Source organism: Flavobacterium sp. T12S277 (assembly GCF_048514875.1).
Taxonomy (GTDB): domain Bacteria; phylum Bacteroidota; class Bacteroidia; order Flavobacteriales; family Flavobacteriaceae; genus Flavobacterium.
This window is the reverse complement of record NZ_JBLYEG010000001.1, coordinates 803,462-828,984: the sequence shown is the minus strand read 5'-3', so window position 1 is coordinate 828,984 and position 25,523 is coordinate 803,462. Positions and strand designations below refer to the sequence as shown.

General features: G+C 39.1%; 12 protein-coding genes. All 12 read right to left on the bottom strand.

The genetic code is table 11. The features are described 5' to 3' along the window. Positions 1-51: 51 nt before the first annotated feature. A complete protein-coding gene (locus ACN1CN_RS03350; protein WP_419134659.1) occupies positions 52-6,630 on the bottom strand; it encodes a T9SS type A sorting domain-containing protein in 6,579 nt (2,192 codons plus the stop codon). A gap of 22 nt (positions 6,631-6,652) precedes the next feature. Next, a complete protein-coding gene (locus ACN1CN_RS03345) occupies positions 6,653-7,861 on the bottom strand; it encodes a hypothetical protein (RefSeq protein ID WP_419134658.1) in 1,209 nt (402 codons plus the stop codon). A 4-nt stretch (positions 7,862-7,865) separates the two neighbouring features. After that, positions 7,866-9,047: a hypothetical protein gene (locus ACN1CN_RS03340; protein ID WP_419134657.1), complete on the bottom strand. Its 1,182-nt coding sequence runs from the start codon at positions 9,045-9,047 to the stop codon at positions 7,866-7,868. A 4-nt stretch (positions 9,048-9,051) separates the two neighbouring features. Further along, positions 9,052-10,242, bottom strand: coding sequence for a hypothetical protein (locus ACN1CN_RS03335; RefSeq protein ID WP_419134656.1), 1,191 nt, complete (start codon positions 10,240-10,242; stop codon positions 9,052-9,054). Between the two features lie 4 nt (positions 10,243-10,246). Further along, a complete protein-coding gene (locus ACN1CN_RS03330) occupies positions 10,247-11,419 on the bottom strand; it encodes a hypothetical protein (RefSeq protein ID WP_419134655.1) in 1,173 nt (390 codons plus the stop codon). A gap of 6 nt (positions 11,420-11,425) precedes the next feature. Further along, positions 11,426-12,697, bottom strand: a complete 1,272-nt coding sequence (locus ACN1CN_RS03325) for a hypothetical protein (protein WP_419134654.1) — start codon at positions 12,695-12,697, stop codon at positions 11,426-11,428. 37 nt (positions 12,698-12,734) lie between these two features. Further along, complete coding sequence (locus ACN1CN_RS03320; RefSeq protein WP_419134653.1) at positions 12,735-14,054, bottom strand: hypothetical protein; 1,320 nt, start codon at positions 14,052-14,054, stop codon at positions 12,735-12,737. A 4-nt stretch (positions 14,055-14,058) separates the two neighbouring features. Continuing rightward, positions 14,059-16,140: a fibronectin type III domain-containing protein gene (locus tag ACN1CN_RS03315; RefSeq protein WP_419134652.1), complete on the bottom strand. Its 2,082-nt coding sequence runs from the start codon at positions 16,138-16,140 to the stop codon at positions 14,059-14,061. A 1-nt stretch (position 16,141) separates the two neighbouring features. Then, complete coding sequence (locus ACN1CN_RS03310) at positions 16,142-20,869, bottom strand: hypothetical protein (RefSeq protein WP_419134651.1); 4,728 nt, start codon at positions 20,867-20,869, stop codon at positions 16,142-16,144. A gap of 336 nt (positions 20,870-21,205) precedes the next feature. Further along, entirely contained in the window at positions 21,206-21,919 is a 714-nt protein-coding gene (locus ACN1CN_RS03305; RefSeq protein ID WP_180909594.1) for a YebC/PmpR family DNA-binding transcriptional regulator, read from the bottom strand. Between the two features lie 225 nt (positions 21,920-22,144). Then, positions 22,145-24,175, bottom strand: coding sequence for a S41 family peptidase (locus ACN1CN_RS03300; RefSeq protein WP_419134650.1), 2,031 nt, complete (start codon positions 24,173-24,175; stop codon positions 22,145-22,147). Between the two features lie 233 nt (positions 24,176-24,408). Continuing rightward, positions 24,409-25,491 carry a glycine cleavage system aminomethyltransferase GcvT gene (gene gcvT, locus ACN1CN_RS03295; RefSeq protein ID WP_419134649.1) on the bottom strand — a complete coding sequence of 361 codons (1,083 nt, stop codon included), beginning with the start codon at positions 25,489-25,491 and terminating at the stop codon, positions 24,409-24,411. Between the last annotated feature and the right edge of the window lie 32 nt (positions 25,492-25,523).

The window sequence follows — 25,523 nt, the reverse complement described above, 5'->3', positions numbered from 1 at the left end:
TTCCATTAATATTTGAAATTTATAATTTTTACTTGCTGGATAAAGTAAAGTTTACTGAATAATGATTTTTCTCAATTTACTTCCTTGCTGTGACTCGAATAACACAAAATATACTCCTGAAGGAAGTCCGTTAAGACTAAAGTTGAACAGGTAATTGTCTTTGCCCTCCTGAGTTTTTGAATCGATTAGCAAATTGTTGCTCAAATTATAAACCTTAACATGTGCAGGCATCACTTTATCAAGCAGTACATCTACAGTAAAAGCTCCTTTTGACGGGTTTGGATAAATTTTCAGATCAAATTTCTTCAAAGTCTCCTCGTCCGGATTGTTTTCTTCATATTCACCTTCCGTTACCAGCACCTGCTTGGTTTGAAAAGCGGTACAGTTTCCTTTTTTGGTGTTTAAGGTAATGTCATATTCTCCGGCCTGACTAAAACTGATTTCGGCAAAATCTTTGTTTTTCGAAATTACGGTTGCGTTTTCCGGGATTACCCATTCGATTTCGTCAGCATCCGGATTACTAATGTCAACTATGATGAATTTCTCGTTTTTGAATACCTGACTTGAAACTGCAAATTCGGCACTAATTGGAGTGTTCTGACTTGATATTTTGATGGTATCTGTAGCCTCACAACCCAATTTGTTGGTCACCACAACGGTATAATTGGCAGGTTCCGAAACGGTAACGATGGCTTTGTTGCTCTTGAAACCTTTGTCAGATGTCCAGGCGTACGTTGCTTTATCGTCATTGATCGTGGCGTTGATGGTTAAAGTCTGATCAAAACATAAGGTTACGTCTTCTCCAATATTGATAATGTCTTTTGGCGGATTAACGATGGTGTACGTATGGTTGATGATACAGCCTTTGATGTCGGTAACGGTCACGCTATAATTGCCTGCCGAAGCATTGCTCAATACGTTTGATGTTTCACCTGTATTCCATAAATAGGTATAAGGTGCTTTTCCTCCTGAAGCGGTCACGGTAATGGTAGCATCAGAACCGGCGTAACAGGTTGGTATTTTTATTTTTTCGGCAGCAGCCAAATGAACAGGCGCTGTGATGGTCATATTTTTTGTAATGCTACAACCGTGTTTGTCTGTTATTTTTACGGAATAATAACCCGGTGGTACATTTTTAATGGTAGCTGTCTGAGCACCCGTATTCCAGATGTAGGTGTACGGAAGTGTTCCTCCGGATGGAGTAGCGTTAATCGTCCAGTCGTTGAAATCACCGCAAAGGGTGTAATCAGCAGTAAGTACATTGTTTAGCACCTGAGGCTCGGTAACAACGAAAATCTGGCTGGTTGCCTTGTTTCCATTTGAATCGGTTGCGATGGTATAGTACGAACCTTTTCCGATACCCGTTAAAACAGTTGTTGTTGCCAATACGGCTGCATTACCTTGAGCAAACCATTGGTAGGTATAGCTTTCGCCTGGTTTTAAGAGTCCACCAACAGTAATTGGTTTTAAGCTTCCGTTTTGGTCTCCATTACATAAAACAACATTTTGTATAGCAACGCTGGTTTCTAAAAGTGGTGGTTCTGTTACTTCTATTAATGAAGAAGTTAAACTACAGCTTTTGGCGTCTTTGATCACAATATAGTAAGTTCCGGCAGCCAGGTTTACTGCGGTGGCAGTAGTTTGGTTTAGTGCTGTACCGTCTTTTTTGAACCAGTTGTAGGTATAACTGCCATTGGCTCCTTGTGCGGTTACCGCAATAGATCCGTTGCTTAATCCTTTTCCTGTGGCAGGAGTTGACATGATATTGCTGATGGTTAAAGCGGTTGGCGATGTAATTTTTACAGTCGCATCTGTACTTTTACATTGTTGGGTATCTTGTACCTGAACGGTATATGTACCATCGGCTAAACCGCTGATCACTGTTTTTGTTCCGTTAGTAAAATTCGTCCAGTCTCTAACCAGCGTTCCATTTTGGAAACAACGGGATCTGAATATTCCGTTTCCTCCGGCAGCGGTGATGGAAATCGTTCCGTTACTGTCGCCTAAACATTTTACAGGTTCAAGAACCGTTGTAAAGGTGATGTAATCAGGCTGGGTGATGGTTAATGGAGCAGTGGTTACTTCAATTGCTTTTAAATCTTTTACAACCGCATAGTAAGTACCAATTTTTACATTGGTTAATTCGGCTTTGTTTTCATTTGGCAATAACGTATTGTTTCTGTACCAGCTAATCTTTTTAGTTCCAAAACCTCCGGCTACGGTTGCTTTTATGATAGCATTGTTCGATTCAAAACAAGTCATGTCCTGAGTTTGCTGGATGGCGATGGTTAACGGATTATCGGTAAAGTCAAAATCAGTGTATTTGGTACAGCCGGTCGCGTCCTGAACGGATACGTAATAATGATCTTTTACAAGCCCGGTAAAGTCTACCATTTTAGCAGCTGTGTTTGAAATCGTTTTTAATACGGTTACGTTTCCTAGTGCATTTTTAGTGTAGAGTTTATACTCAAAATTTGGTTTTCCTCCTATAATTTCAAAATGCAGCGCACCGTCATTTCCATTTTGAGCAGTAGGGTTGATATAGGTAATTTTATCAATATCAAATCCAAAATCTGCCGGTTGTGTAATAATTATATTTTCGAAAATTCCAACACAATGTGTGGCATCACTTGAATTGTAATTGGCATCGCGAACTTCAACTGCATAATCACCTTCCGTAAGGGCATCTAATGCCGTTGGTGTAAAGTTTTCGTAAGAGTTGGTTGCGGTATTTCTTTTTTTCCATTGGTAGGTATAAACCGGAGCACCATTTACGATAAAAGGTGTTCCTCCGGTAACTGCAATTGCAATTGCTCCGTCCTGTCCGGCAAAACAGCTCACCGGGAGCTTAGAAGTTAAGCTTACGACAACGGCTGTTGGCTGTTTAAACGTTACGTCAATGGTATTCGAGTCTACATTACCGGCATCTGTAGCGGTAAGTGCGTAGTCCCCGTCTGGTATGTTTGTAAAACCGGCTGTGTTTTTGATAATGGTTACTACAGCTCCGGTTGTTTTATTTCTTAATTTATAGGTGTAAATTCTGTCCGCTTGATTTTGGTTGTAGACCGCTCCTCCAGTGGCAACAGCGTCTAATGAACCTAGTAAACCGTTACATTTTGCTTGTAAATGCGTTTCAGTCAGCTGTGGTTTTGTGGGTTGCTCAATCGTGTAACTGTTTGAGGTTGGACAAAGTTTTGCATCGGTTACCAAAACGGTATAAACACCGGCAGGGACATTGTTTAAAGTTGGGCTGTTGGTTCCTACAACAGCGTTCGAACTATTTCTCCATTGGTAGGTATATCCGGGAGTTCCACCGTCAACAGTAATTACAATTTTACCGGTAGACAGGCCATAACCTGTAGTAGGTGAGGCTACTCCGCTGTTAATAAATACAGCTTTTGCAGGTTCTGTAATGGTAGCAGTTTGTACAGGTGTTACACAGCCGTTGGCGTCACTTATGAATATGGTGTAACTTCCGTCAGACAATCCCGTAATAAGTCCGTTTTTAGCATCAACTGTTCCACCGCTTGCTATAATAGTGTACGGTTTTGCGATGTCGGCAAACTTAGTTCCTCCAACGATGTTTAACTGCACGGTACCATTATTTCCATTATAACAGGATACTTCTGTTTTGGTGAAGGTAAAGGCCAGTTTATCCGGTTGTGTAATGGTGAAAGTGTTTGTTCCGTAAAGAATATTGTTTTGCTGGTCTTTTACGGTAATGACATAATCTCCGGCTCCTAATTCTATAGCCTCCGAACTGGTTAAATCGTCTTTAGTACTTTCGGTATGTTTGTGTTTTACTCCGGTTGTGGTGTTCAACCATTCAAAAGTATACGCTTTTACACCGCCTCGTACGGCAGCAGTAAATATACCCGGTTTATCGCCATAACAGGCAACATTTGTATTTTGAGTCTGTGTGATACTAATGATCTCAAATTTGTCGGGCTGTGTAATTTTGTAATCTACCTGTGGAAGACTACAGCCATTTGCATCTCTTACGATCAAATGATACGTACCAATAGCTAAATTTCCGATGGAAGAAGTTGATCCAATTATAGTAACATCACCATCTTTTGTCCACTCATAGCTATAGTTAGGTTTTCCACCCGAAACGGTTACAGCTATGCTACCGTTTTTGGTTTCAAAACCGGTTAGGTCAATTAGGGTTGCACTTTCAATTTTTAAAGGTGCGGCAGGCTGTGTGATTACTACAGGCACATCAAGTGTTGCAATACAGCCATGATCGGTCTGATCTTTTACGGTAACGGTATAGGTTCCTATTGTAAGATTTGATAAATCATCCGCTGTGGAATAATTCACACCGTTTTTAGTCCATTGTTGTGTATAAGGTCCGGTTCCTCCTGAAATTGTAATGTCAATTGCAGCTGTTGCGGCACCAAAGCATAAAACATTTGTTTGCTTTGTTAGTTTTACTACTAATTCATCTGGTTCGTTGAGTTTATAGTTGAGTTGTTCTGCTTTTGCAAAAGGACCAGCTGGTTCAGGATTTGCCGTATCGGTTACGGTAACGCTGTATTGACCAACCCCAAGACCTGAGATTTCCGGTTTAGTTTCTGATGGAAGTACCACTCCATTTTTCTTCCACACATATTTGTAAGGTGCAATTCCGCCTTTAACAAGAGCAGTCAATTGTCCGTTAAAATTCCCATTACATTTAATAAATTGGGTTTCTTTAATTTCAACTTCCAATAAGTGCGATTCTTTTACGGTATAATCTTTTGTAACGATACAGCCTGTATTGTCGGCAACATTTGCATTAGCATCTCTAATTTCTAAGCGATAAGTTCCTGCTTTCAGCCCTGTAATATCTCTTGTCGTTCTTGGAAAAGTAGGATCACCGGCACGAGTCCAATTGTATTGGTAAGCCAAAGTACCTCCTGTTGGATCTGCAGGGAATGTTATTGAACCTGTGTTTTGACCAAAAATGGCCACATCTTTAATGGCTGGAGTCGGAACAACAATCGGATTAGGCTGTGTAATTACGATATTGTCTAATCGGGCAGGACAGCCATTTTCATCGCTAACGGCAACCCAATAGGTACCAACAGGAACATTGCTCAGTCTTGAAGCCGTACTTCCGTTACTCCATAAGTAACTGTAAGCTCCAGTTCCCCCAAAAACAGTAACGTCTATGGCTCCGTCAGTTCCACCATTACAGGAAACATTACGACGTTGTGCAGTTGAGTTTGTTATAGTAAGAACGTCTGCAGGTTCTGAGATGGTATAAACTATAGAGAAGATACTGTTATTAGCATCGGTTACTCTTACCGTATAATTTCCTTTAAGAATTCCGCTTAGTGTAGCCGATTCTTTGCCGGGCATTTCAGTTCCATTTAACAACCACTGAAATTTATAATTTGGGGTAGTAGTGTTTAGCGTTCCGCCACTTGCTACTACGGTTATACTACCAGTAGGCAGGCCTTTACATTTAATGTTGGTCTGATCTTGCAAGACTACGGCCAGCGCCTTTAATTCGACGATTCCGCTTGGGATAGTACATCCTTTTGCATCTCTAACTGTTACCTGGTACGTACCATTTCCTAAACCGGTAGTAAGTCCTGCACCATTGGTATTAGCGCCAAAAGGCTGACCATTTTTGGTCCATACATAGGTGTACGGAGCAGTTCCGCCTGTGGCTGTTACTGTAATAGTACCGTCGGTTGCAGCAGTCGATGTAGGCTGTGTTTGTGTTATGTTTGTAATGGCTAATGCCGTTGGCGGCTGCTCAATTTTGGTTATGATGCCGTTGGAAAAAGTACAATTATTCTCATCTTTTACGGTATACGTATAACCTATTGCTTTTAAACCCGTTCTGTTTGCACCAGTACCACCGTCACTCCAAAGGACGGTAAGCGTACCGGATCCTCCGCTCAGGCTTATCGTAATTTCTCCATCATTACCGCCAAAACAGCTAACGTCTTTTTTAGAAGTTACAGTAGATTGTATTTGAGGATTAGGCTCTAGTAAGACCACAGGGCCTGTAGCGGTATTATTGTTGCTATCGGTAACAACAACTTTATAATAACCGGCACTTTGTCCCGAAACAGTAGAAGTTGTACTTGGTCCCGAAACTTTACTAAGAATATTTCCGGCTGCATCACATTTATACCAGGTATAATTGTAAGTTCTGCTTATTGGTGTTGCGCTATACGGAAAACCTCCAATAGCTGATGCTGTCAGAGTACCTGTTCCTCCCGGACAAGGTATATTGGTTGGTTTTGGCGTACTAACGACTAATTTCCCAGGTTCGTAAATTATAAAAGGAACATTAGTACTTGTACAAACTTTATTTCTGTCTTTTGCATACATGACATAGCTTCCGGCTGGCAGTGAATTCCAGTTAGTCGGGGTATAAGGCTGCCCGTCTTTGGTAAAGAAATAAACGTAGTCGCCTGTACCGCCTTCAAATACAACAGAGAACGTACCATTGGGGGTGCCATTTTCTTTTGCATCCGCATAACTCAAAGTTCCAGCAGTAACTGTAATTGCTTTTGGCGTTGTGATTGTAATGGTTCTGGCTCCGTCAACTGCCGGCTGAGGGTCCGGAGTTTGAGAATATCCCAATAAACTCGTAAGAAACAGTAGTAGTAAGTAGATTTTTTTCATAATGGTATGGTTGTTCGGGAATTTATTGTTCTTCGCAATTGAATTTGTCAATGATTTTAACGGTATGGCCTCCATCAAGGGTTATGGGGATCTGGTGGGTACCGGAAAACTCATTTTTTTTGGGTACTGTCTGGCCGTTTATAACTTCAGTCTGATTGTCTAAAATGTAATAGTACGGAGTTGTTCCACCGGCAGCATGTATTTCTATGAAACCTCTGTTGCCACTGCATTCGGGTTGTATGGCCTTTGCCCAAAAGGTTAAAGGTGTTTTCTCGTCTATGGTAAAAGGATCCGTAACAATAGCACTTAAACCCACTTTTTCTCCACTATCAGAGGTGCTTTGGGCCTGGTATTTTATTTTATAGGTACCCGCCGCTATGCCTTTCCAGGTATAGGTTTTATTAGAAATTTCATTTTCTGAGGCATCAATACTCGTGATAAAGCCTGTATCCGGAGCAACCGGATTGGCATGGAAGAGATTAAGAAGAAGTTTGTTGCCTGCTTTTAGCCCCGTCTTAAATTTTAAAGTGGCACTGCCTGTGGCCGTATTGCTGCATTCAACAGCAGTTGCTGCTGGTTTTTTTTCTTCCAGTTCGGGCGAGCAGCCAATAATACTGTAAAAAACGGTATTTGTAAATTGTGTTTTATAACCCGCCTGAAAGAAAATTTGGGATTTACCATCGTAACCGCCAATGTCTTTGAGGCTAAAAGTAATGGCTCTTTTTCCCTGAAATTGAGAAGGCATGGGTTTCCATCCCGTCGCATCGTATTGGTATTGCCAGTTCCATCCATTGGTTAAAGTAACAACATCGTCGGCACAAAGGTTATTGGAGGAAGGTTGTTTAAGATGAATGGTCCAGGCTACCGAATTACCCACACAGCCCCCAAAGTTTTCCTGAGTGCTCACTGCCGGGTTGTACGGAATGGTATATTCCTTTGAACAGTTTACCTGACCGTTGGTTTTTTGTTCGAGCGCTAAGAAATACAATTCATTGATATCTTTAGTGTAAAAAAAGTCATATTGCACCATTTCCTGAGAAATTAGGGGCTGTATATTACGGGTACTAAAAACCAGTACTTCAGTTTTTCTTCCCTCAATGGTGTATCGGGTCGTCATAGTACCAGGTGTTTTGGAATTCATTGTGGATCGTATCAATAGTCCATACTCATTCTGCCCCTGAACGAACAGGCTTGTTAAAAAGAATAGGAATACGAGTAATTTTTTGTTCATTATGTTATTTTTCAATGCAATCAGAATTATCTACAACAATCACTTTGTGGCCGCCATCTGTAGTAATGGGAATCTTGTGGCCATTGGAAAATCCAATTTTTTTAGGCACAGTCTGGCCGTTTACAACTTCGGTTTCATCGTCTAAAATGTAGTAGTACGGACTTGTTCCACCGGCAGCATTTATTTCTATGAAACCCCTGTCGCCACTGCATTCGGGCTGTATTGCTGTTGCCCAAAAAGTTAAGGCTGTATTTTGTTTGATTTCGAATGTAGTTATAGTCGACGGAGTAGAGGGAGTATTGTTTCCAAACTGTGTCTGATACTTAAAATCATATCGGCCTACAGGTATATTGTTCCACTTGTAACTAAGGGCAGAAATTTTTTCTACTTCAGGATCATTTGAAGTTGCCGAACTCGGATTACCATTGCCTACAGGAACGCGATTGAAAAGGAATTTTTCTCCTTTTGCGGTTTCCAGTGGTCTGCTAAACGTAAAGGTTACGCTGCCATTGCTGTAACTGCAAGTGGTTAAGTTTGGGGCAGACGTATTATCTAATTTTGGAGAACAAGGTATGATGTTGTAAGTGACTATATTCGTAAACTGTGTTTGATAACCCGTTTGAAAACGAATTATCGATTGATTAGTGTAATTCGGTAAATCTTTTATTTTAAATGTAATTAATCCTTGCTCCTGAAATTGCGGAGGAAAATCGGTCCATTGACCATTGTCTAATTTATACTGCCAGTTCCAGCCATTTCTTAAGGTTATGGGATCTTCATTACACTTTAGATTGGTATCGGGTTGGGTTATATGGATTGGCATTATTTGCGAATTTGCCAGACATCCGCTAAAAAACCAGCCAGAAAAGGTATCTTTATTGTAAACTGAAGTTCGGCGTATTGATCCGCATATTTGAGAAGCACTCATAATTTCATTAAAGACCAATTCAGTTGGATTGCCGGTTATATAGAAAAAGCAGTATTTATAAGCATTATCATTTTGTCCATAAAAATCAATTGAGCACGAGTTTACTCCTGCCGAAATGTAATGATTCCCATCATTATCACCCGGTGGCCAAACAGAACGTGGATTGATTTTAGATCTTATTAATATTGCATACTCCGTCTGCCCCTGAACAAACAGGCTTCCAAGTAAGAATATAAATAAGAGTAATTTTTTGTTCATTATGTTATTTTTCAATGCAATCGGAATTATCTACAACAATCACTTTGTGGCCGCCATCTGTAGTAATGGGTATCTGGTGGTAACCGGAAAATCCAATTTTTTTAGGGACTGTCTGGCCATTTACAACTTCGGTTTGATCGTCTAAAATGTAGTAGTACGGACTTGTTCCACCGGTAGCATGTATTTCTATGAAACCCAGGTTGCCACTGCATTCGGGTTGTATCGCCGTTGCCCAAAAAGTTAAGGCTGTATTTTGTTTGATTTCGAATGTAGTTACAGTCGACGGAGTAGAGGGAGTACCGTTTCCAAACTGTGTTTGAAACTTAAAATTATAATTCCCCGGAGGTATGTTTTTCCATTTGTAACTAAGTGCCGAAATTTTTTCTACTTCAGAATCATTTGAAGTTGCCGAACTCGGATTACCATTGCCTACAGGAACGCGATTTAAAAGAAGTTTTTCTCCTTTTGCAGTTTCCAATGGTCTGCTAAACGTAAACGTTACGCTGCCATTGCTGTAACTGCAAGTGGTTAAGTTTGGGTCTGAGGTAGCAGCTAGTGTAGGAGAACACGGTATGATATAGTAAGTAACCACATTAGAATAAACATTTTCATCAGGTGCATTTGGGTCGGAGTCAATTAAAACCCTGAAAATTATAGTTCCCGTATAATCGTTTAGGGCCGGATAATTGGCTTTAACAAATTCAAAGCTTTGATTTGGGGTAGTAGTAATGTTCATTGGAGTGAAATTAATACCATTAGTACTGTATTCCCATGAAAAACGATAAGGTCCCGGGCAGCTTATCGCGGTAAGGGTTTTTTTATCGCAAAACAAGTTGGTATTTACGTTTGGTTCGGGTAAAACGGCATTGGTTATTCCCCAAAAACAATTATTCATGTCAATCGTACTTTGCTCATAACAGGCCATAGGGTCACGCCAGGCACAGCCAAAACTGGTATCGGCTATCGAAATAAGTTCCACATAGGTTGGAGGGAGATTAAATACATGATAATCTCCAAATTCCGCAACTGGTGCAATGTAGGTGTTGCCAGACATAAAAAAATAGGACTGTAAGGCTGCACATTCGTTGACACAGCTTCCCATACTATGACGGACGATGTACAGTTTTTGCGAATAACTCTTACTGCCGGATAAGAGCATTACAGTGAATAAAAAAAGATATATTATTTTCTTCATAATGTTATTTTTCTATGCAATCAGAGTCATCTACAACGATCACTTTATGAGCACCATCTATTGTTATTTTTATGGTATGAGGACTTGTAAAGGCATGTTTTTGTGCTAATGGCTCACCGTCTAAAAGGTAATAGTAAGAGTTCGATCCCCCGGTAGCTGTTATAAGTATACCTTTTTCGTCTGTACTGCAGACTGGCTGTACGGCTGTTGCCGTAAAAGTTAAGGCTGTACGTTGCTTGATTTCGAACTTCGTTACCGGTGACACTGTAGAAGGCGTATTGTTTCCAAATTGTGTCTGATATTTAAAATTATACACACCCGCAGGTATGTTTTTCCATTTGTAACTAAGCGCAGAAATTTTTTCTACTTCAGGTTCCTCTGAAGTTGCAGAACTCGGATTACCATTGCCAACAGGAACGCGATTGAAAAGGAATTTTTCTCCTTTTGCGGTTTCCAGTGGTCGGCTAAACGTAAAGGTTACACTGCCATTGCTGTAACTGCAAGTGGTATAGTTTGGATCAGAAGTATGGTCTAATCTTGGAGAACAGGGTATAATATTATAGGTGACGATTTTGGCAAATTGTTGTTGATATCCGGCTCTAAATCGCACATCACCTGAAGTTTTATAGTTTGGTAAATCTTTTAGCTGGAATGAAATGGATGCTTTTTCCTGAAATTGCGATGGAAACGGTGCCCAATTCAAACCATCAAATTGATACTGCCAATTCCAGCCATTTTTTAAAGTAATGACATCTTCAACACATTTTTGATTGGTTTCCGGATAAACAGGAATTGGGATGTTCAAACTTAGTACTTCAAAATCACCAATACAGCCTCCAAAACCGTCTCTGCTAAAAGTAGTGATATCAAAAGGAGTAGAGTCTTTAATCTGACAATCGGTACCGTTTTTGTTTCCGGCTGTTGCACTTCTGTAGTCTATTTTGGTAGGATTGTCGGTTACATAGAAAAAATCATATTCAATTTCCTCCTGATCGCCGGTATTACTGCTTTTATGTATGGAATGGTTTCCCAATGTCAGGCTTAAGCTGCCCGCATGACTGCCGTCCCATCCTCGTGAGGGTGATAAAGTAGAAATTACAAGAATTCCATAGTCCGTCTGTCCGTAAACAAACAGATTCCCTAACAAGAATATAAATAAGAGTAATTTTTTTATCATATAATATTATTTTTCTATACAGTTAAAGCTGTCTACGACTATTACTTTATGTTTTCCATCCGTTGTAATGGGTATTAAGTAAGAACCGCTAAACGGGATTCTTTTGGGTACTGTAATGTTGTTAACTATTTCCGTTTCATCGTCAAGTATGTAATAATATGGGGGCATTCCTCCTTCAGCAGAAATTAGAATTCCACCTTTATCGGTACTGCACTCAGGCTGCACGTCTGCTGCTTTAAAAGTTAATGCAGGCGTTCTTGAAGTGATTGTAAAATTGGTAACGGTTGACACTGTAGAAGGTGTATTGTTTCCAAATTGTGTCTGATATTTGAAATCGTATTTCCCTGGAGCAATATTTTTCCATTTATAACTAAGTGCAGAAATTTTTTCTACTTCAGAATCATCTGAAGTTGCCGAACTCGGATTACCATTGCCTACAGGAACGCGATTGAAAAGATATTTTTCTCCTGTTTCCAGCGGTCGGCTAAAAGTAAAGGTAACTTCACCGTTGCTGTAATTGCAGGCAGTAATGTTTGGATCGGATGTCGCCTCTAATTTTGGAGAGCAGGATATAATGTTATAGGTCGCAATATCCGACTCATAGATTTCAATTTTAGAAGTATTTAGATTTTCATAGTCAACAACAAATTTGATAAACAGGTTTCCTGTGTAATCTTTCAAATCGGGAACATCCTTGAAGTTAAAGTTTAGCCCATTTTCGGTATATTGGGTACCATAGTTAAAATACTTCCATTGAGTGTCGGTACTTTTTTTGTACTGCCACGAATAACCTGCACCCGACAATTGAACCTGTTTTTGTATGGTAAAATTGCCACAGTTGCCAATTAAGCCACTTGGTTCCGGCAGGTCTAAAAGCAGGAAGGTGGTACGGCCGTGACAAGCTCCCATAGCGACACTTTTTGGAGCTACTAAAGTCGCCTGATCTTTTTGATTGCATTCTGGTCCGCCTAATTGGGTTGGTTTAACAACATTAGAACCGTTGATAACAATTTTAAGAGGGTATTTCGTTTGATCGTACTGTACTAAATCATAGAAAATCTTTTCATCATCGTCGTTATTATTAATGTTATAGGCTTTACCAAAAGCAGGCGCTCCTGTAGCGGAAATGTTTACACTATACGTATTGGATTTGAGGTCAGGACCATATCTTGTTAACTTAGTTTCGATTAATATTTTACCCGTTTGGCCATAAATGACCGGAGCCGCAAAAAAGGCGGCCAGAGTCAAAATGTAAATGGTCTTTTGTAAAATATTCATTTTTTAATGTTTAAAACAGGTATCGTATTTTTTTAAATTAGTTTTCCATGCAATCAAAACGGTCCACGACAATCACCTGATGATCTCCATCGGTTGTAACACTTATGATGTCCGGATTGTTAGTGAGCTCTTTTTTCGTTTCATTATCGATAATGTAGTAGTAAGGAGGTGTGCCTCCTTTTACTGAAATTTCAACGCCGCCTTTATCAGTGCTGCATTGGGGTTGTATGGCTGTTGCTTTAAAAGTTAAGGCCTCTGTATTGTCTATTTTGAAAACCGGAGTTTCTACCGGACTGGAACCAAGTGTGGCGTTGGGATCAGAAACGTTTTGCGTTTGGTATTTTATGGTATATGAACCCGGAGCAAGCCCGTCCCAGGTATAAGCTCTATTGGAAACCTCTGTATCTTTTGCAAACCGGTGGCTTCTGTAAGCACCATTTTCATATAAGGTAAGAAGCAGTTTTTGGCCTGACGGAACGTCCGAAAGGAAATTTAACGTCACACCGCCATTCGGTTGATTGTAACATTTGACCTGAGCGGTTACCGGTGCACCATTCAGTTTAGGAGAACAAGGGATAAACCTGTAGGTTAAAATATCAGAGTAATCATTTGCGCCGCCGCTTCCGGTTCTGGTGTATCTCGCCCTCAATTGAAAGTTTTGATTCAATTGCAGGTTAGGGATGGAGGTAAACGTTATGGGGATGTATTGCGCCGATCTTGATGCATAAGGAAATAGCTCTTTCCAACCTGCACTGTTTGGATCATAATATTCAACGGCAAAAGTCATATAACCGCTTTCACCCACAACGGCTACCGTAAAATTGAAAGTTTCGCATTGTTTTAGTTCTGAATTGGAAACATTGTAATTGTTTACCTCCACAAGCGTTTGCAAATAGAAGAATTCGAACTGGGTATTGTGCGTAACTGTAATATTATCAAAGTTATAAGCAAAGTTAGATTGCCAATAACCGGAATACGGACCTGTCATAAAGGGTGCGTGTTTTTGAAAGAATCCCGAAGATCCGTTATCAACCGCTCCACTAAGACGTAATGGACTAGTCGAAACAACAACACCGTCCATCGGACTAACGCCTGAATTTTTTATAACATACGAAAATGAACTGCTTCCGGACGTCGCACTTGCATTGGCATAAGTTCCGTTGAAAGGGTAGGTATCGCCGGTATTTAAATAAAAGTAAACGTTACGGCCGCTGCTTGCCGATTTCCTTAAATCCCACTTCACTTTATACTTGTACGTTGTTTGTCCATTGATTAGCTGCATACCAAAAACAGTCAAAAACAGACAGGCTATTTTTAAGGTTTGGAATATGTTTTTGTATGTCATTAATGGTTTCATGTACTTAGAACTTTACAGTGAAAAAATCCATTTTAGAGGTTCTTCCATCTTTAAATGTTGCTCTGATACCGTATTGGTATGTGGTATTAATTGTAATAGTCGGGTCAGGTAAAAAACGGGTAGTACCGGTCACAATCTGAATCAGTTGTAACGCATCTTTATCTGAAGCTTTATAAATTTCAAAACCATCTACCTCATTGTTCGAGTAGTCCCATGATAAATCGATGGTATTTGTCGTTTTGTTGGGCTGAGCAAAGAAGCCTTTCACGGCTGGCATAACCGAGTATTTAGGCACAAATAGGGTTAATCCTGGTGAAGGATTAGAAACTAAATTGCTCTCATCTTTGGCAAAAATGGCGTAACGATAGGTATTACCTTCAACAGCTGTTTTATCCTGAAACTTCTCTTCCTTGTTCTTAGTTTCCAGAATCAGCGTCCAGTCCTTTTGGTCATTTTCTTTTCTGTACAATTGGTGTACCGCCACATCTTCGCTCTGGCTGTTTACCCATTCGAGAAAAATCGACCCTTCTTTAATTTTAAAACTGGTAAAAACAGGTGAAGTAGGAGGGATTACATCCGGTTTTTTAAGGATCAAAACATCTGAGAAATCAGACATATTGTAATGATAATCTACCGCAATAACTTTGTAGTATACTTTACTATTCAAACTTTTAACAAGCACTTTGTCCTGATAAGAGGTTGGCTCGCTCGGACTTACCGTTAACTGCGTAAGTTCTTCTTCGGCCGTGTTTCCTCTATAAATACGATAGCCCAGTAAATCTTTTTCTTTATTCGGATCCCATGTTAGTTTTACAACACCCAAACTGTCTATTACCCCTTTTAAACCAAGTGGTTTCGAAGGCGGGATAGAATCAACCGGCTGCACAAGCATAGCAAATGAAGTTCTGTTGTTGCCCTGTTTTCCAAGGGCCGTAATGGTAAAATAGTTGGTCGATAAGAGCTTGTTGTACGTCACTGTGCGGCTCTTGGCAGGGATGTTTTTTATCACCGTTTTATAACCATCATCATCCGTATCGGAACGATTTAATTCAAATCCTGTAATGTCATCCTCTCCTTCCTTCGGAAATTCCCAGGTTAAGGTAACGGTATTTTCATCCTTAAATTCCTTCACCGTAAGATGAGGAACATATTTTAAGATTTCGACACCTTTTCCGGTGACAACCTGCGAATAGGGACCTAACTCACCAAAAGGCGAAATTCCCTGAATTCTGTAGCTGTACGGTTTATTGTTGGCAATCGAATCCACATAGAAAATCTGACTGTTGTTGGTGTTTTGCTGATTTAAACTGGTATAAGGCTTATCTGTAATTCTTTCGAAAGTTTTTTTATCGGTCGAGCGCTCTACAAAATAATTGGCATAAGTATGCGACAGTATTTTAAAATTCCAGCTTAACATCGCACTGTTGTTCGTAAAGTGAGCAGTAAAATCCATCGGCTTTGGAAGGGGCTGATAATCCTCTAATCCCACAAAGATTCCGCCATACGAAATAGTGGCTTCCTTTTCAGGTACATTTGAAATTACGCGATAGGCATATTTTTCGTTTGGTTTAACCGTTTTATCTTCAAATCCAAGACCAGCTTTTTTGGCAATTTCATAATCCCTGTCAGCAGTTAGCAAGGCAAACGTAAACCTTTGCTCGTTCTCTTCTGAAAGGTTAACGATGTTCTCTAATTTGTCTGTTCCGGTAACCGAAAAGTTTTCCCCGTAAATGGCTTGTGCCACAATAGCGGCATTGTCATTCTTTTCAATTAGTTTTTCCCAGGTTTCCAGTGGTTCCGGTTTTAAGGCACTCACTAAAACCACCTTTTCGGGAGTTGGTAAAGTTTTGTTGCTTCGGGTAACGGTGTAACGCTCTACGGTGTACCCGTACGCATTCAGTTTTTTCCAGGCCATCGCATTGCTGACAGCCCATCGCAGCAGAATTCTGTCTTTTTGCACTCTGGCTATAACTTGTATTTCCGATTTTATTTCGTTTGGATTCGATTCTCCCGTGGCATTTTTCTCTTGTGCATAGTTCGTACCAGTGATGATAAAAGTAAGGAGAATTAAAAATTTAAGCTTCATGCTAATTTGTTTTATTGAATGTAAAAATTGAACTGGTTCCAGCCTGTCCGCCTGGCAGAATATAATTTAGTCTGACATTATAAGTACCGTCTTTTATCATCGGGAATCTTCCGGTTATGATATAGTTGTACTTGTCAATCATAGCCCTATTCTGACTGTTCACATATTTATTGACTACTTTATACTGAATTTTTATAAAATCATCCTTATAGTAAAAAGGCTGGTTGTAGCGATAAGGCAACCTGTCTCTTAAATAAGAACTTTTCGGATTATTGATTAAATCAGCCAGGTAAGAGGTGATGATTTCCATTCCTTTAACCGGAGGATTTCCTAGAATACTCGTGTTTCTGTTTAAAGTTAAATCGGCTTCTAAAGGATACCCCTTATAGATCAATGGATAAATATCATTTTTAAAATAACTGTCGTCTAATACGGCTTCAACACTTACCAATGGAATGTTCATTGATTGAGGTGTACCGGCGATTTCAATTTCATCAAAAGCTTCAGTCGCGGTGCTTTCTGCATGCAAGGCATGAATATCGGCCTCAATGATTTCGATGTGCGTTTTACGTGCTTTCTTAGCAGCCATTTTTTCCTGAAAAGTGTTGTATTGACTGGTATTGAAATTATACTGCAGCAATTCAATACCCTGACCACCTGTTAGCGTTTCAGCCAGTTTATTGCTTTTAACTTCTACATTGGCATTTGTACCAAGATCCTGTTTGTCAAAACTTTCACTCAGGTTCGCATTTGCGTCTTTTACCGTTTCAAGCGTCATTAAGGATAAATTATATGGTTTTACGTTTTCTAAAGCAGGCATACTAACGATTACCTTTTTTAACTCCGTATTGTAGCTTATAGCCCCATTTCCTGTTTTAGTTCCGGTTTTATAGTATGCTTTTTGAGATTGTCCCGGTTTCAGGTCAAATAAATAAGCCTGTCCTATTTTTAGCACTACATAAGCTTCTTTACTCTCGTTTTGATAAACATATTTTTGATCAAAAACAGGATAGCTGTAAGCAATATTAGTTACCGGAATATTGTTTGGCGCCACACCTGTGGTAAAAGTTCGGGTTTCTGTTTCCATTGCAACCTGACCCTGATCCATAATCGTTTTCCATGCACCATTGGTGTATTCCTGGAAACTTACTTTCACAGTTAAGGTTAATTCTGATTTCTCAGGTAATATTTCAAACGAATTAAAACTTACCAAATCACTTGTTTTGTTCCAGCTTAGCGAACCAATTACCGGAACTCCGGCTTTTTTGACGGTGTATTCTTCCAGTTTGAGTCGGTAGGTTTTAACCCCGTCATCTCCTTCAATGTTAAAGTTTTTATCGACCGGCATGTTAAATCCAACCTGAGGTACGGTAAAGACATCTACGTCTTTTGTTCCCTGAGCAGGAGTAATATCGGCAATAGATTTTAAGCCTTCTAACGGATTCGCTGATATGAATTCGCATTGTTCTCCAAATTCAAGTTTGAAACGGAAACTACCTCTCACAGCACCACCAAGCAGACTGAATTCACCCGCCATATAGCCTCGAATCCATACCGGATTAGGTAATTTGGCTTGTAATAAAACGGCACCTCCACCTTTTATAATGGATATTTTCTTTCGTATAAAAAACAGTTTAATATTAATTCCAAGTTCCCCTTGCATATAGGCATACGACTGACCGTTGGCATACCAACCGTTTATACCAATTTGCCCCGAACCTTTACATTGTGCTTCACCATAATCTTTCACCATGATGTCAAAACCAAATCCGGCCTGGAAATTAGCGTAAAACATTAAGAAACTCAAGTTTCCGGTTTTAATGCTGAAATCTGCACCAAAGGCAAATCCTTTTCCTGAAGCAATGCTGTTTTCGTCGCGCATATAATTCAGCTTGGCAACGTCAACTCTTAAAAGTTGGGCCACAATATCCGGTGGCGGCGGACTGCCCGGGATATCATCTCCAAGCATAAAATAACCTCCGGCTTCTACTTCGATAGATCCAATAGCTATTTTTATACCTAATCGGTCGGTCGGATTACCCGCACGGATATACCATTTGTCTGGTCCGAAGTGTAAAACGGCCCAACCGGCTCTGTTTCCTGAAGAACGTCCTTGTATGAAACCTCCCGGAGTGTCAATGTATAAATCGAATGTACCGTGTAATGTTTTGGCTCTAAAATCGTATTCTATCGCAGCAAAGGCGTTGATACCCATACTGTTTTTTACATCATTTGGATAAAGTTGTTCTGCAGCGGCCGATAAATTGGATGTTTTTAAGGCTTCTGTTGCGATCTGACCCATTATGGATTCATTTTCGGTAACTGTCTTTAAAGCTTTTGTTATCTCTTCCGCTCCCGGAATTTCAAATGGCTGCATGATATGACCTTCTCCGTAAATACTAATCCTGTTGATACCGGAATTATTATTAAAGGCAATTTCAAAACCGGCGCCTCCCCAAAATGCATTGGCTGTGGCAGTACCTGCAAACTTAATCATGGCTTTAACCCCTAATCCTGATTCGGCATCAGGAACATAATTTGATTTGGATGCCACAAAAGAAGAACTGAATCCGTCTTTTCTCATTCGGTAGTAAGCACCACCACCAAAACCTTTAAAAGTAATCGCTCCGGCAGGAATATTTAAATTGTCCACCATGGCATCCACATACCAGTATCTAAAAGTAGTAGATCCAAAAATAGCATTGGCTTCAACTTTGATACCTCCTGTAAAATCGGCCGATACACTTCCTTTGAAACCATTTCCATAAACCGGATCATTGTCCATTATGGTAATGCTTCCTTTGAATTTTACACCTCCTAAATCGGCGGCAACTTTTATTTCCTCAAACTTAATACGTTCGTATTTCCATTTTTGAATTCCTTTTTCTCTGTCGAACGATCCAATTACATAAAATTTGGTTTGACCGCTAAACTGATTTTGCATGATGTTAATGGCAACGTCTACTTTCAGACTTGCAGATACATCGGTAGCAACCAAAGAGATTTCGTTGATGGTTACAGGGAAATTACTAACCGCGGCATCTTTCTCCTGAATGTGTTTGTAACCAAAATAATCAGCCGTTAAGTAAGGCACGACTGTTTGTAAGGTTAAATTCTGGAAAATGATTCCTTTAAAATTAAGAGCTTCCTTTTTCTCACCATCAGCATTAGTGGTTTCAGAAGATTTAATTGGTGAGGCAGCCAGTTCGGCTGCAGTAGTATTTTTATTGCTGCCTTTTAAAGCTAAACTTCCGTAAAGAACAGCTTTAGGTAAAAACTTACCGTCTTTTACCCTTAATTCCAAATAAGAGTTTTTTTCTAAAGAAGCCGTTGATTTAAAAGCCTGGAAGCAAATATTGTTGGTTACATCAGCTTTAAGGATATATTCGTTGTCTACAGGGTTTATGATCGCATTGTAAGCTAATCTTCCTCTTGATTTAGGATCACACTGGGTGTTATCTTCCGAAGAAAGGGGTAAAACAATTTCACCATTGAAAGCAGCTGCTGTCAGGGAATTGGCGCGGAACTCCATTTCGATATGGTCTAACGAAAACTGCCAGCCCGAAGCACTCCCTTCTTTAAGGCTAAAAACATTATCACCGATGAATTTTCCGGAAACCCCCATTCTGTCAATTAAAAGATTGGCGGCTTCAAATTTGACCCTTTTGTTCTCGTCTCTTTTATTGAATTGTTCCGGTAATACAACTTTCAGAGATTTTACATAAAAACCTCTCCATAAATTTTCATTGCCCGGTACCAGATAATCTTTAACATAATCGGCATCGGGCCATTCGATTTTATCAGAGTTTCTAATGTCACTCAAATCGATTACGGCATTATTTAGTTCGAAGGCAGGTCCTTTGCCCTTATAAGACGTCAGTTGAAATTTGGGTAATGAAATTTCAATCAGTATATCATTCCAGTTGGATACTATTGTCTTGAAGGAACCTGTTACGCGGGTAGGAGCGGGAATAAGCTTGTACTGATCATCGACGGGTTCTAGATAATTTCTTGAAAACTCAACGTCTGCGGTAATTCCAAGTTCCTTGAAACCGTTACAGTCGATGGTTACATACGTCTTTTTTTCTACAAGTCCGGTAGACATTTCCATGCCTCCTTTTAAAATAAGTAACGAATTCGGACCATTGATGTTAAGTGGAACGTCTCCCAGTAAAACCAGGTTCGTAGCACCAACCAATCCGCCTTTGTGCGAAAGTTTAATACCGTTAGCCCCAAAGAATAACTCTTTTGGTCTGCCAAGCGAATCTTTTTGTGGAATTACGATTTTTACAAAAGCAGTAAGCTCCGTGTATTGCGGAGTAAATTTGGCACTGCTGATCCCTAACATGTACTGAATTCCTCCGATGGTTTTCTTTATACCAAGAGGCAGCATGGATAATTTTTTGGGCTCTAAAAAATCAGTAAGATTATCGTTTTTAGCAATCTCCTTAAAAACGGACATGGCCAGATCACGATCTTTATTGGTTTGCTGTGAAACCGGAAAGTTCTTTTTTAGAAACTCATTAGTGAATTCGCTTTCGGGAGCCTGGTAGTAACTCAGCGAATTGTTGAGAAGACCAACATCGTCTTTGGGAAAATTTTTAGAAATAAAAACCTTCTTTGAATTGGTAATGGTATCGGTATACGTATTAGAAAAGCAATTGATGCTGACTAAAAACAAAATAATACATACGATAAAAGGAAATAACTTAAGAGTAGTTTTTTTCAAGTCTTAGTAGGTTTGGTTGGTATTAAGCAATATAGTGACGCGTAAGCGGATCTAAAGCAACTTATTCAGAGGCACCCAAATAGAGGTGGTTTTAACAGAAAAGAAATCGTTTTGAGGCTGCAACTTTTCTTTTCATAACATTAGATTTCAGGGACAGAGCCGTAAAGTAAGAGGCTCCTTTTCTTTATGTTCATTAGATTATCAAATGTTAGTTTTGTTAAATTTTTGCCAAACATAAACAATCTCTGACTTTATTCTTTACGGGATTCCACATTATGGCAAAAAAAAACTCCTGATTGCTCAGGAGTTTGATTTATAGTATGAAAATGTAAGTTTTTACTCTTCTTTCATGGTGTGATAAACGTTCATCACATCGTCATCTTCTTCAATTTTTTCGATTAGTTTTTCAACATCCGCAATTTGAGCTTCAGTAAGCTCTTTTGTAATTTGAGGAATACGTTCAAAACCTGAAGATAAAATTTCAAGACCTCTGTTTTCCAGTTCTTTTTGTAAAGCTCCAAAGCTTCCAAAAGGAGCATAGATTAAGATTCCGTCTTCGTCTTCGAAAACTTCTTCAGCACCAAAATCAATTAATTCTAACTCTAATTCTTCGGCATCAATTTCACCTTTTGCAATTCTGAAATTACAAGTATGGTCAAACATAAACTCAACTGAACCCTGAGTTCCCATAGTTCCGTTGCATTTATTAAAATAGCTTCTGATGTTGGCTACTGTTCTGTTATTGTTGTCAGATGCTGTTTCAATTAAAATCGCAATTCCGTGAGGAGCGTATCCTTCAAACAGAATTTCTTTATAGTTGGCAGTATCTTTATTACTTGCATTTTTTATCGCACGCTCCACATTGTCCTTAGGCATGTTAGCGGCTTTTGCATTTTGTATTACAGCTCTTAATCTAGAATTGGCATCCGGGTTTGGGCCACCTTCTTTAACAGCCATAACGATATCTTTACCGATTCGGGTAAATGTTTTGGCCATTGCCGACCAACGTTTCATTTTTCTTCCTTTTCTAAATTCGAACGCTCTTCCCATTTCTAATTTTTAGTTTTGTGAGGCAAAAATACGGTTATTCCTTATTTTTCCAAAATCAATCGTATTCTTTTTTAGTGATCGTTAGGACTTAGAAGTTAAAAAAGTTTCAAGTTTCAGGTTTCAGGTGGTTAGTACCCATGAAACAATAGGGCTGCTCGTTTTACAAATTGGTCTTTTGCAAACCAAAAACCAAGAACTTGAAACTTGAAACCTGAAACAAAAAAGTTATTTAGAAGTATTAAACTCATTAATAACATTCACCGCTTCATTTAAGTACGGATTTGTTTTAAGGTTGTCAATCTGGTACTGGTTGATGGTTTTATCATTCGGATAAACCCCGAGTAAAAACTGGTTTACCGTTGAATTGTAAACATCTAACGGATTGTTTTCATCGTTGAAAGTATTGATCTCCTTCCAAAGAGAATTTACGATTTTCTTCTGTTTGAAAACAGCCTCTACTGTCATCGGAATTTCTGCTTTTGGTTTATTGACCAGCTGGTCAATTTTTTGATTGATTTCTTTTATATTATTAAAAAAGTAATTGTCGGCCAGTCTTGTTGTACTGTTTTTGGCCAGTTTGTCGATCAGCACCCGCTTTACATAAGGTTTGAATTTTAAGAACGGTGTGATACTATCATTTTTAATGGCTGTCGGGAAATCACTTTCTTTTTGATAAACATCTTCGTAAAATTCCGGAAGAACCACATCGGGTTTCACCCCTATATATTGGTGACTTTTACCTGTAACTCTGTAGAATTTATTAATGGTGATTTTTAAAAAGTCGGTATTTTTAGTTTCGTCAAGCGAAAGAATGGTTTGCATGGTAGCTTTTCCAAGCGTGTTACTTCCTAATAATAAAGCACGGTTGTAATCTTGTAAGATAGTGGAGAAAAATTCGCTTGCAGAAGCGGTGTTGCTGTTTACCAAAATGACAATTGGACCTTTATAAATCAATCCTTTATACGGGTCATTGATAACCGATTTTCCCTGATTGCGGTCTACAACAATAGAAAGCGGCCCGTAATCGATAAACATTCCTGCCAGTTTTATGGCTTCCTCCATCGATCCGCCACCGTTGTCAATCAGGTCGATTACCAGTCCTTTTATATCGTCTCTTTCCAGTTTTATAACCTCGCGTGCTACATCGTCGGCACAGCCTTTACGACTATTGCCTTCTAAATCGGCATAAAAACTTGGGATTTTGATGTACCCAATTTTACTGTCTTTCCCGATAATAAAACTGAAAACAGAGTTCTCCTCGTCTTTCATCACCTTTTTTTCGATATAAACATCAAAGCTTTTGCCTGAATTTCGTTTTAAGGTTAGTGTGATGCTTTTATTAGATTCCGATAAAATCAAAGTCGAAATGGATTCCAGCGAAGCACAGGAAACCTGTAAAGTTTCTTTTTGATTGGATATCGAAATGATCTGATCACCTTTTTTAATCTGCCCCGTCTGATAGGCAGGACCATTCGGATCAATTTCGGCTACAATGATTTCATTTTTTTCATTCAGATTCACTGTCATTCCCAAAGACAGATGTTCTTTTGAGAGTGAGGCCACAAAGCTCGTTTTAGAATCGTCACTAAAATAGGCCGTATGCGGATCAAAATAGGTACAGAAGAAATTATAGAACTTTTCCTCGTGTTTGGTATTCGTTTCCAGTAGCGTGTTAATTCGGCAGATCTCGTTCGTCAGAATTAGTTTTTTTGACTTGAGTTCGATAGATTGGAAATTGGCTTTGATCGAATCTAAATTGTCACTTGTTTCGGCTATCTCGTCCAAAATCTGATAGCGGATTTTTTTGAGCCATACTTTTTCGATATCTTCTTTTTTCAGGTAAAAAGGAAATGATTTTTTGTAAAACCGTATCGTATCGTTTTTGTTGTAATCAATAGGGGTGGCCTGAATTTTTTCGAGAACCTGTTTGGTTCTTAAAAGCCCGTCTTTGTATTTAGAAGTAATATCAGCCAGAAAGCTACAATCGTTACTTAGAATAAAGTCGTCTAAGTTGGTACGGTATTTTTCGGCCATTTTATCGTATTCCGTTTTGAAAAAAATATTTCGGGAGGGATCTAATTCATTGATCAGATTATCAAACACGAAAATCGACAAACTGTCATCTACCGGTTTAGGTCTGATATGTTCCTCCTGAATAACTGCATTTATTTTGTTGACTATTTCACAGGTTGGGTCACTACTTTGACTAAACAGAAAGTTTGTGGTTAACATCAATGCCAGTGCAATTTTTTTCATAGATGGAAATCTTCGTTCAGATTAAAATTACGCTTATTTTTTCATAAAAGGCTATACTTTTCTAAAAATTCTTACATTCATATGATTTTTATTCTACAGAGTTTTCGCCGCGAATTCCGGGTTCTATATACTTTTTTATATGCAATCATTCGTGGATTCGTGGCAGAAAAAAAAGCAATAAAAAAATGCATCACTTGTTAAGCAATGCATTTTTAGAATATTAGGATGAAATATTATTTCTTATAAAAAGGTAATTTAACCACTTTAGCAGCTACATCATTTTTTCTGATTCGGATAAAGATATCACTGTCAACAGCACTATTAGGTACGGTTACATATCCTAATCCAATACCTTTATTCATAGAAGGTGACATAGTTCCGGAAGTTACGATACCAATTACAGCACCCGAAGCGTCTACAATTTCGTAATCGTGTCTTGGTACTGCACGCTCCTGCATTTCAAAAGCAATTAGTTTGCGGGTAACACCTTCTTCTTTTTGTTTTTTCAGATTCTCTGAATTGGTAAAATCTTTAGTGAATTTAGTAATCCAGCCTAATCCTGCTTCTAGTGGTGAAGTGGTATCGTTGATATCGTTTCCGTACAAACAGAATCCCATTTCAAGACGTAAAGTATCACGTGCTGCCAGTCCGATAGGTTTAATTCCGAAAGCTGCACCAGCTTCGAAAACTTTCTTCCAAATAGCTTCGGCATCAGCATTTTTGCAGTAAATTTCAAATCCACCAGAACCGGTATAACCCGTTGCAGAAATGATTACATCACTAAAACCAGCAAAATCAGCCACTTCAAAATGGTAATAGGTAATAGCTCCAAGGTCTATAGAAGATAAAGGCTGCATAGCCTCAACTGCTTTTGGTCCCTGAATAGCCAGTAAAGAGTAGTCGTCAGAAAGGTTTTTCATTTCAACACCCAAATCATTGTGTGAAGAAATCCAGTTCCAGTCTTTTTCGATATTTGAAGCATTTACAACCAGTAAATACTCTTCTTCTTTCATTTTATATACAATCAAATCATCTACAATTCCACCTTCATTGTTTGGCAGACAAGAATATTGTGCTCTTCCAATAGTCAAAGTTGAAGCATCGTTTGAAGTTACTTTTTGAATCAAAGCCAAAGCATTTGGGCCTGTCAGTAAAAATTCTCCCATATGCGAAACGTCGAAAACGCCCACGCTGTTGCGAACTGTTTCGTGTTCAGCATTTACACCCTCATAGGTAATGGGCATATTATAACCGGCAAAAGGTAGCATTTTCGCTCCCAAACTCTCATGTATGTGCGTAAGCGCAGTATTTTTCATTGTGTTGTTTTATAAAATTGTGTCGCAAATTT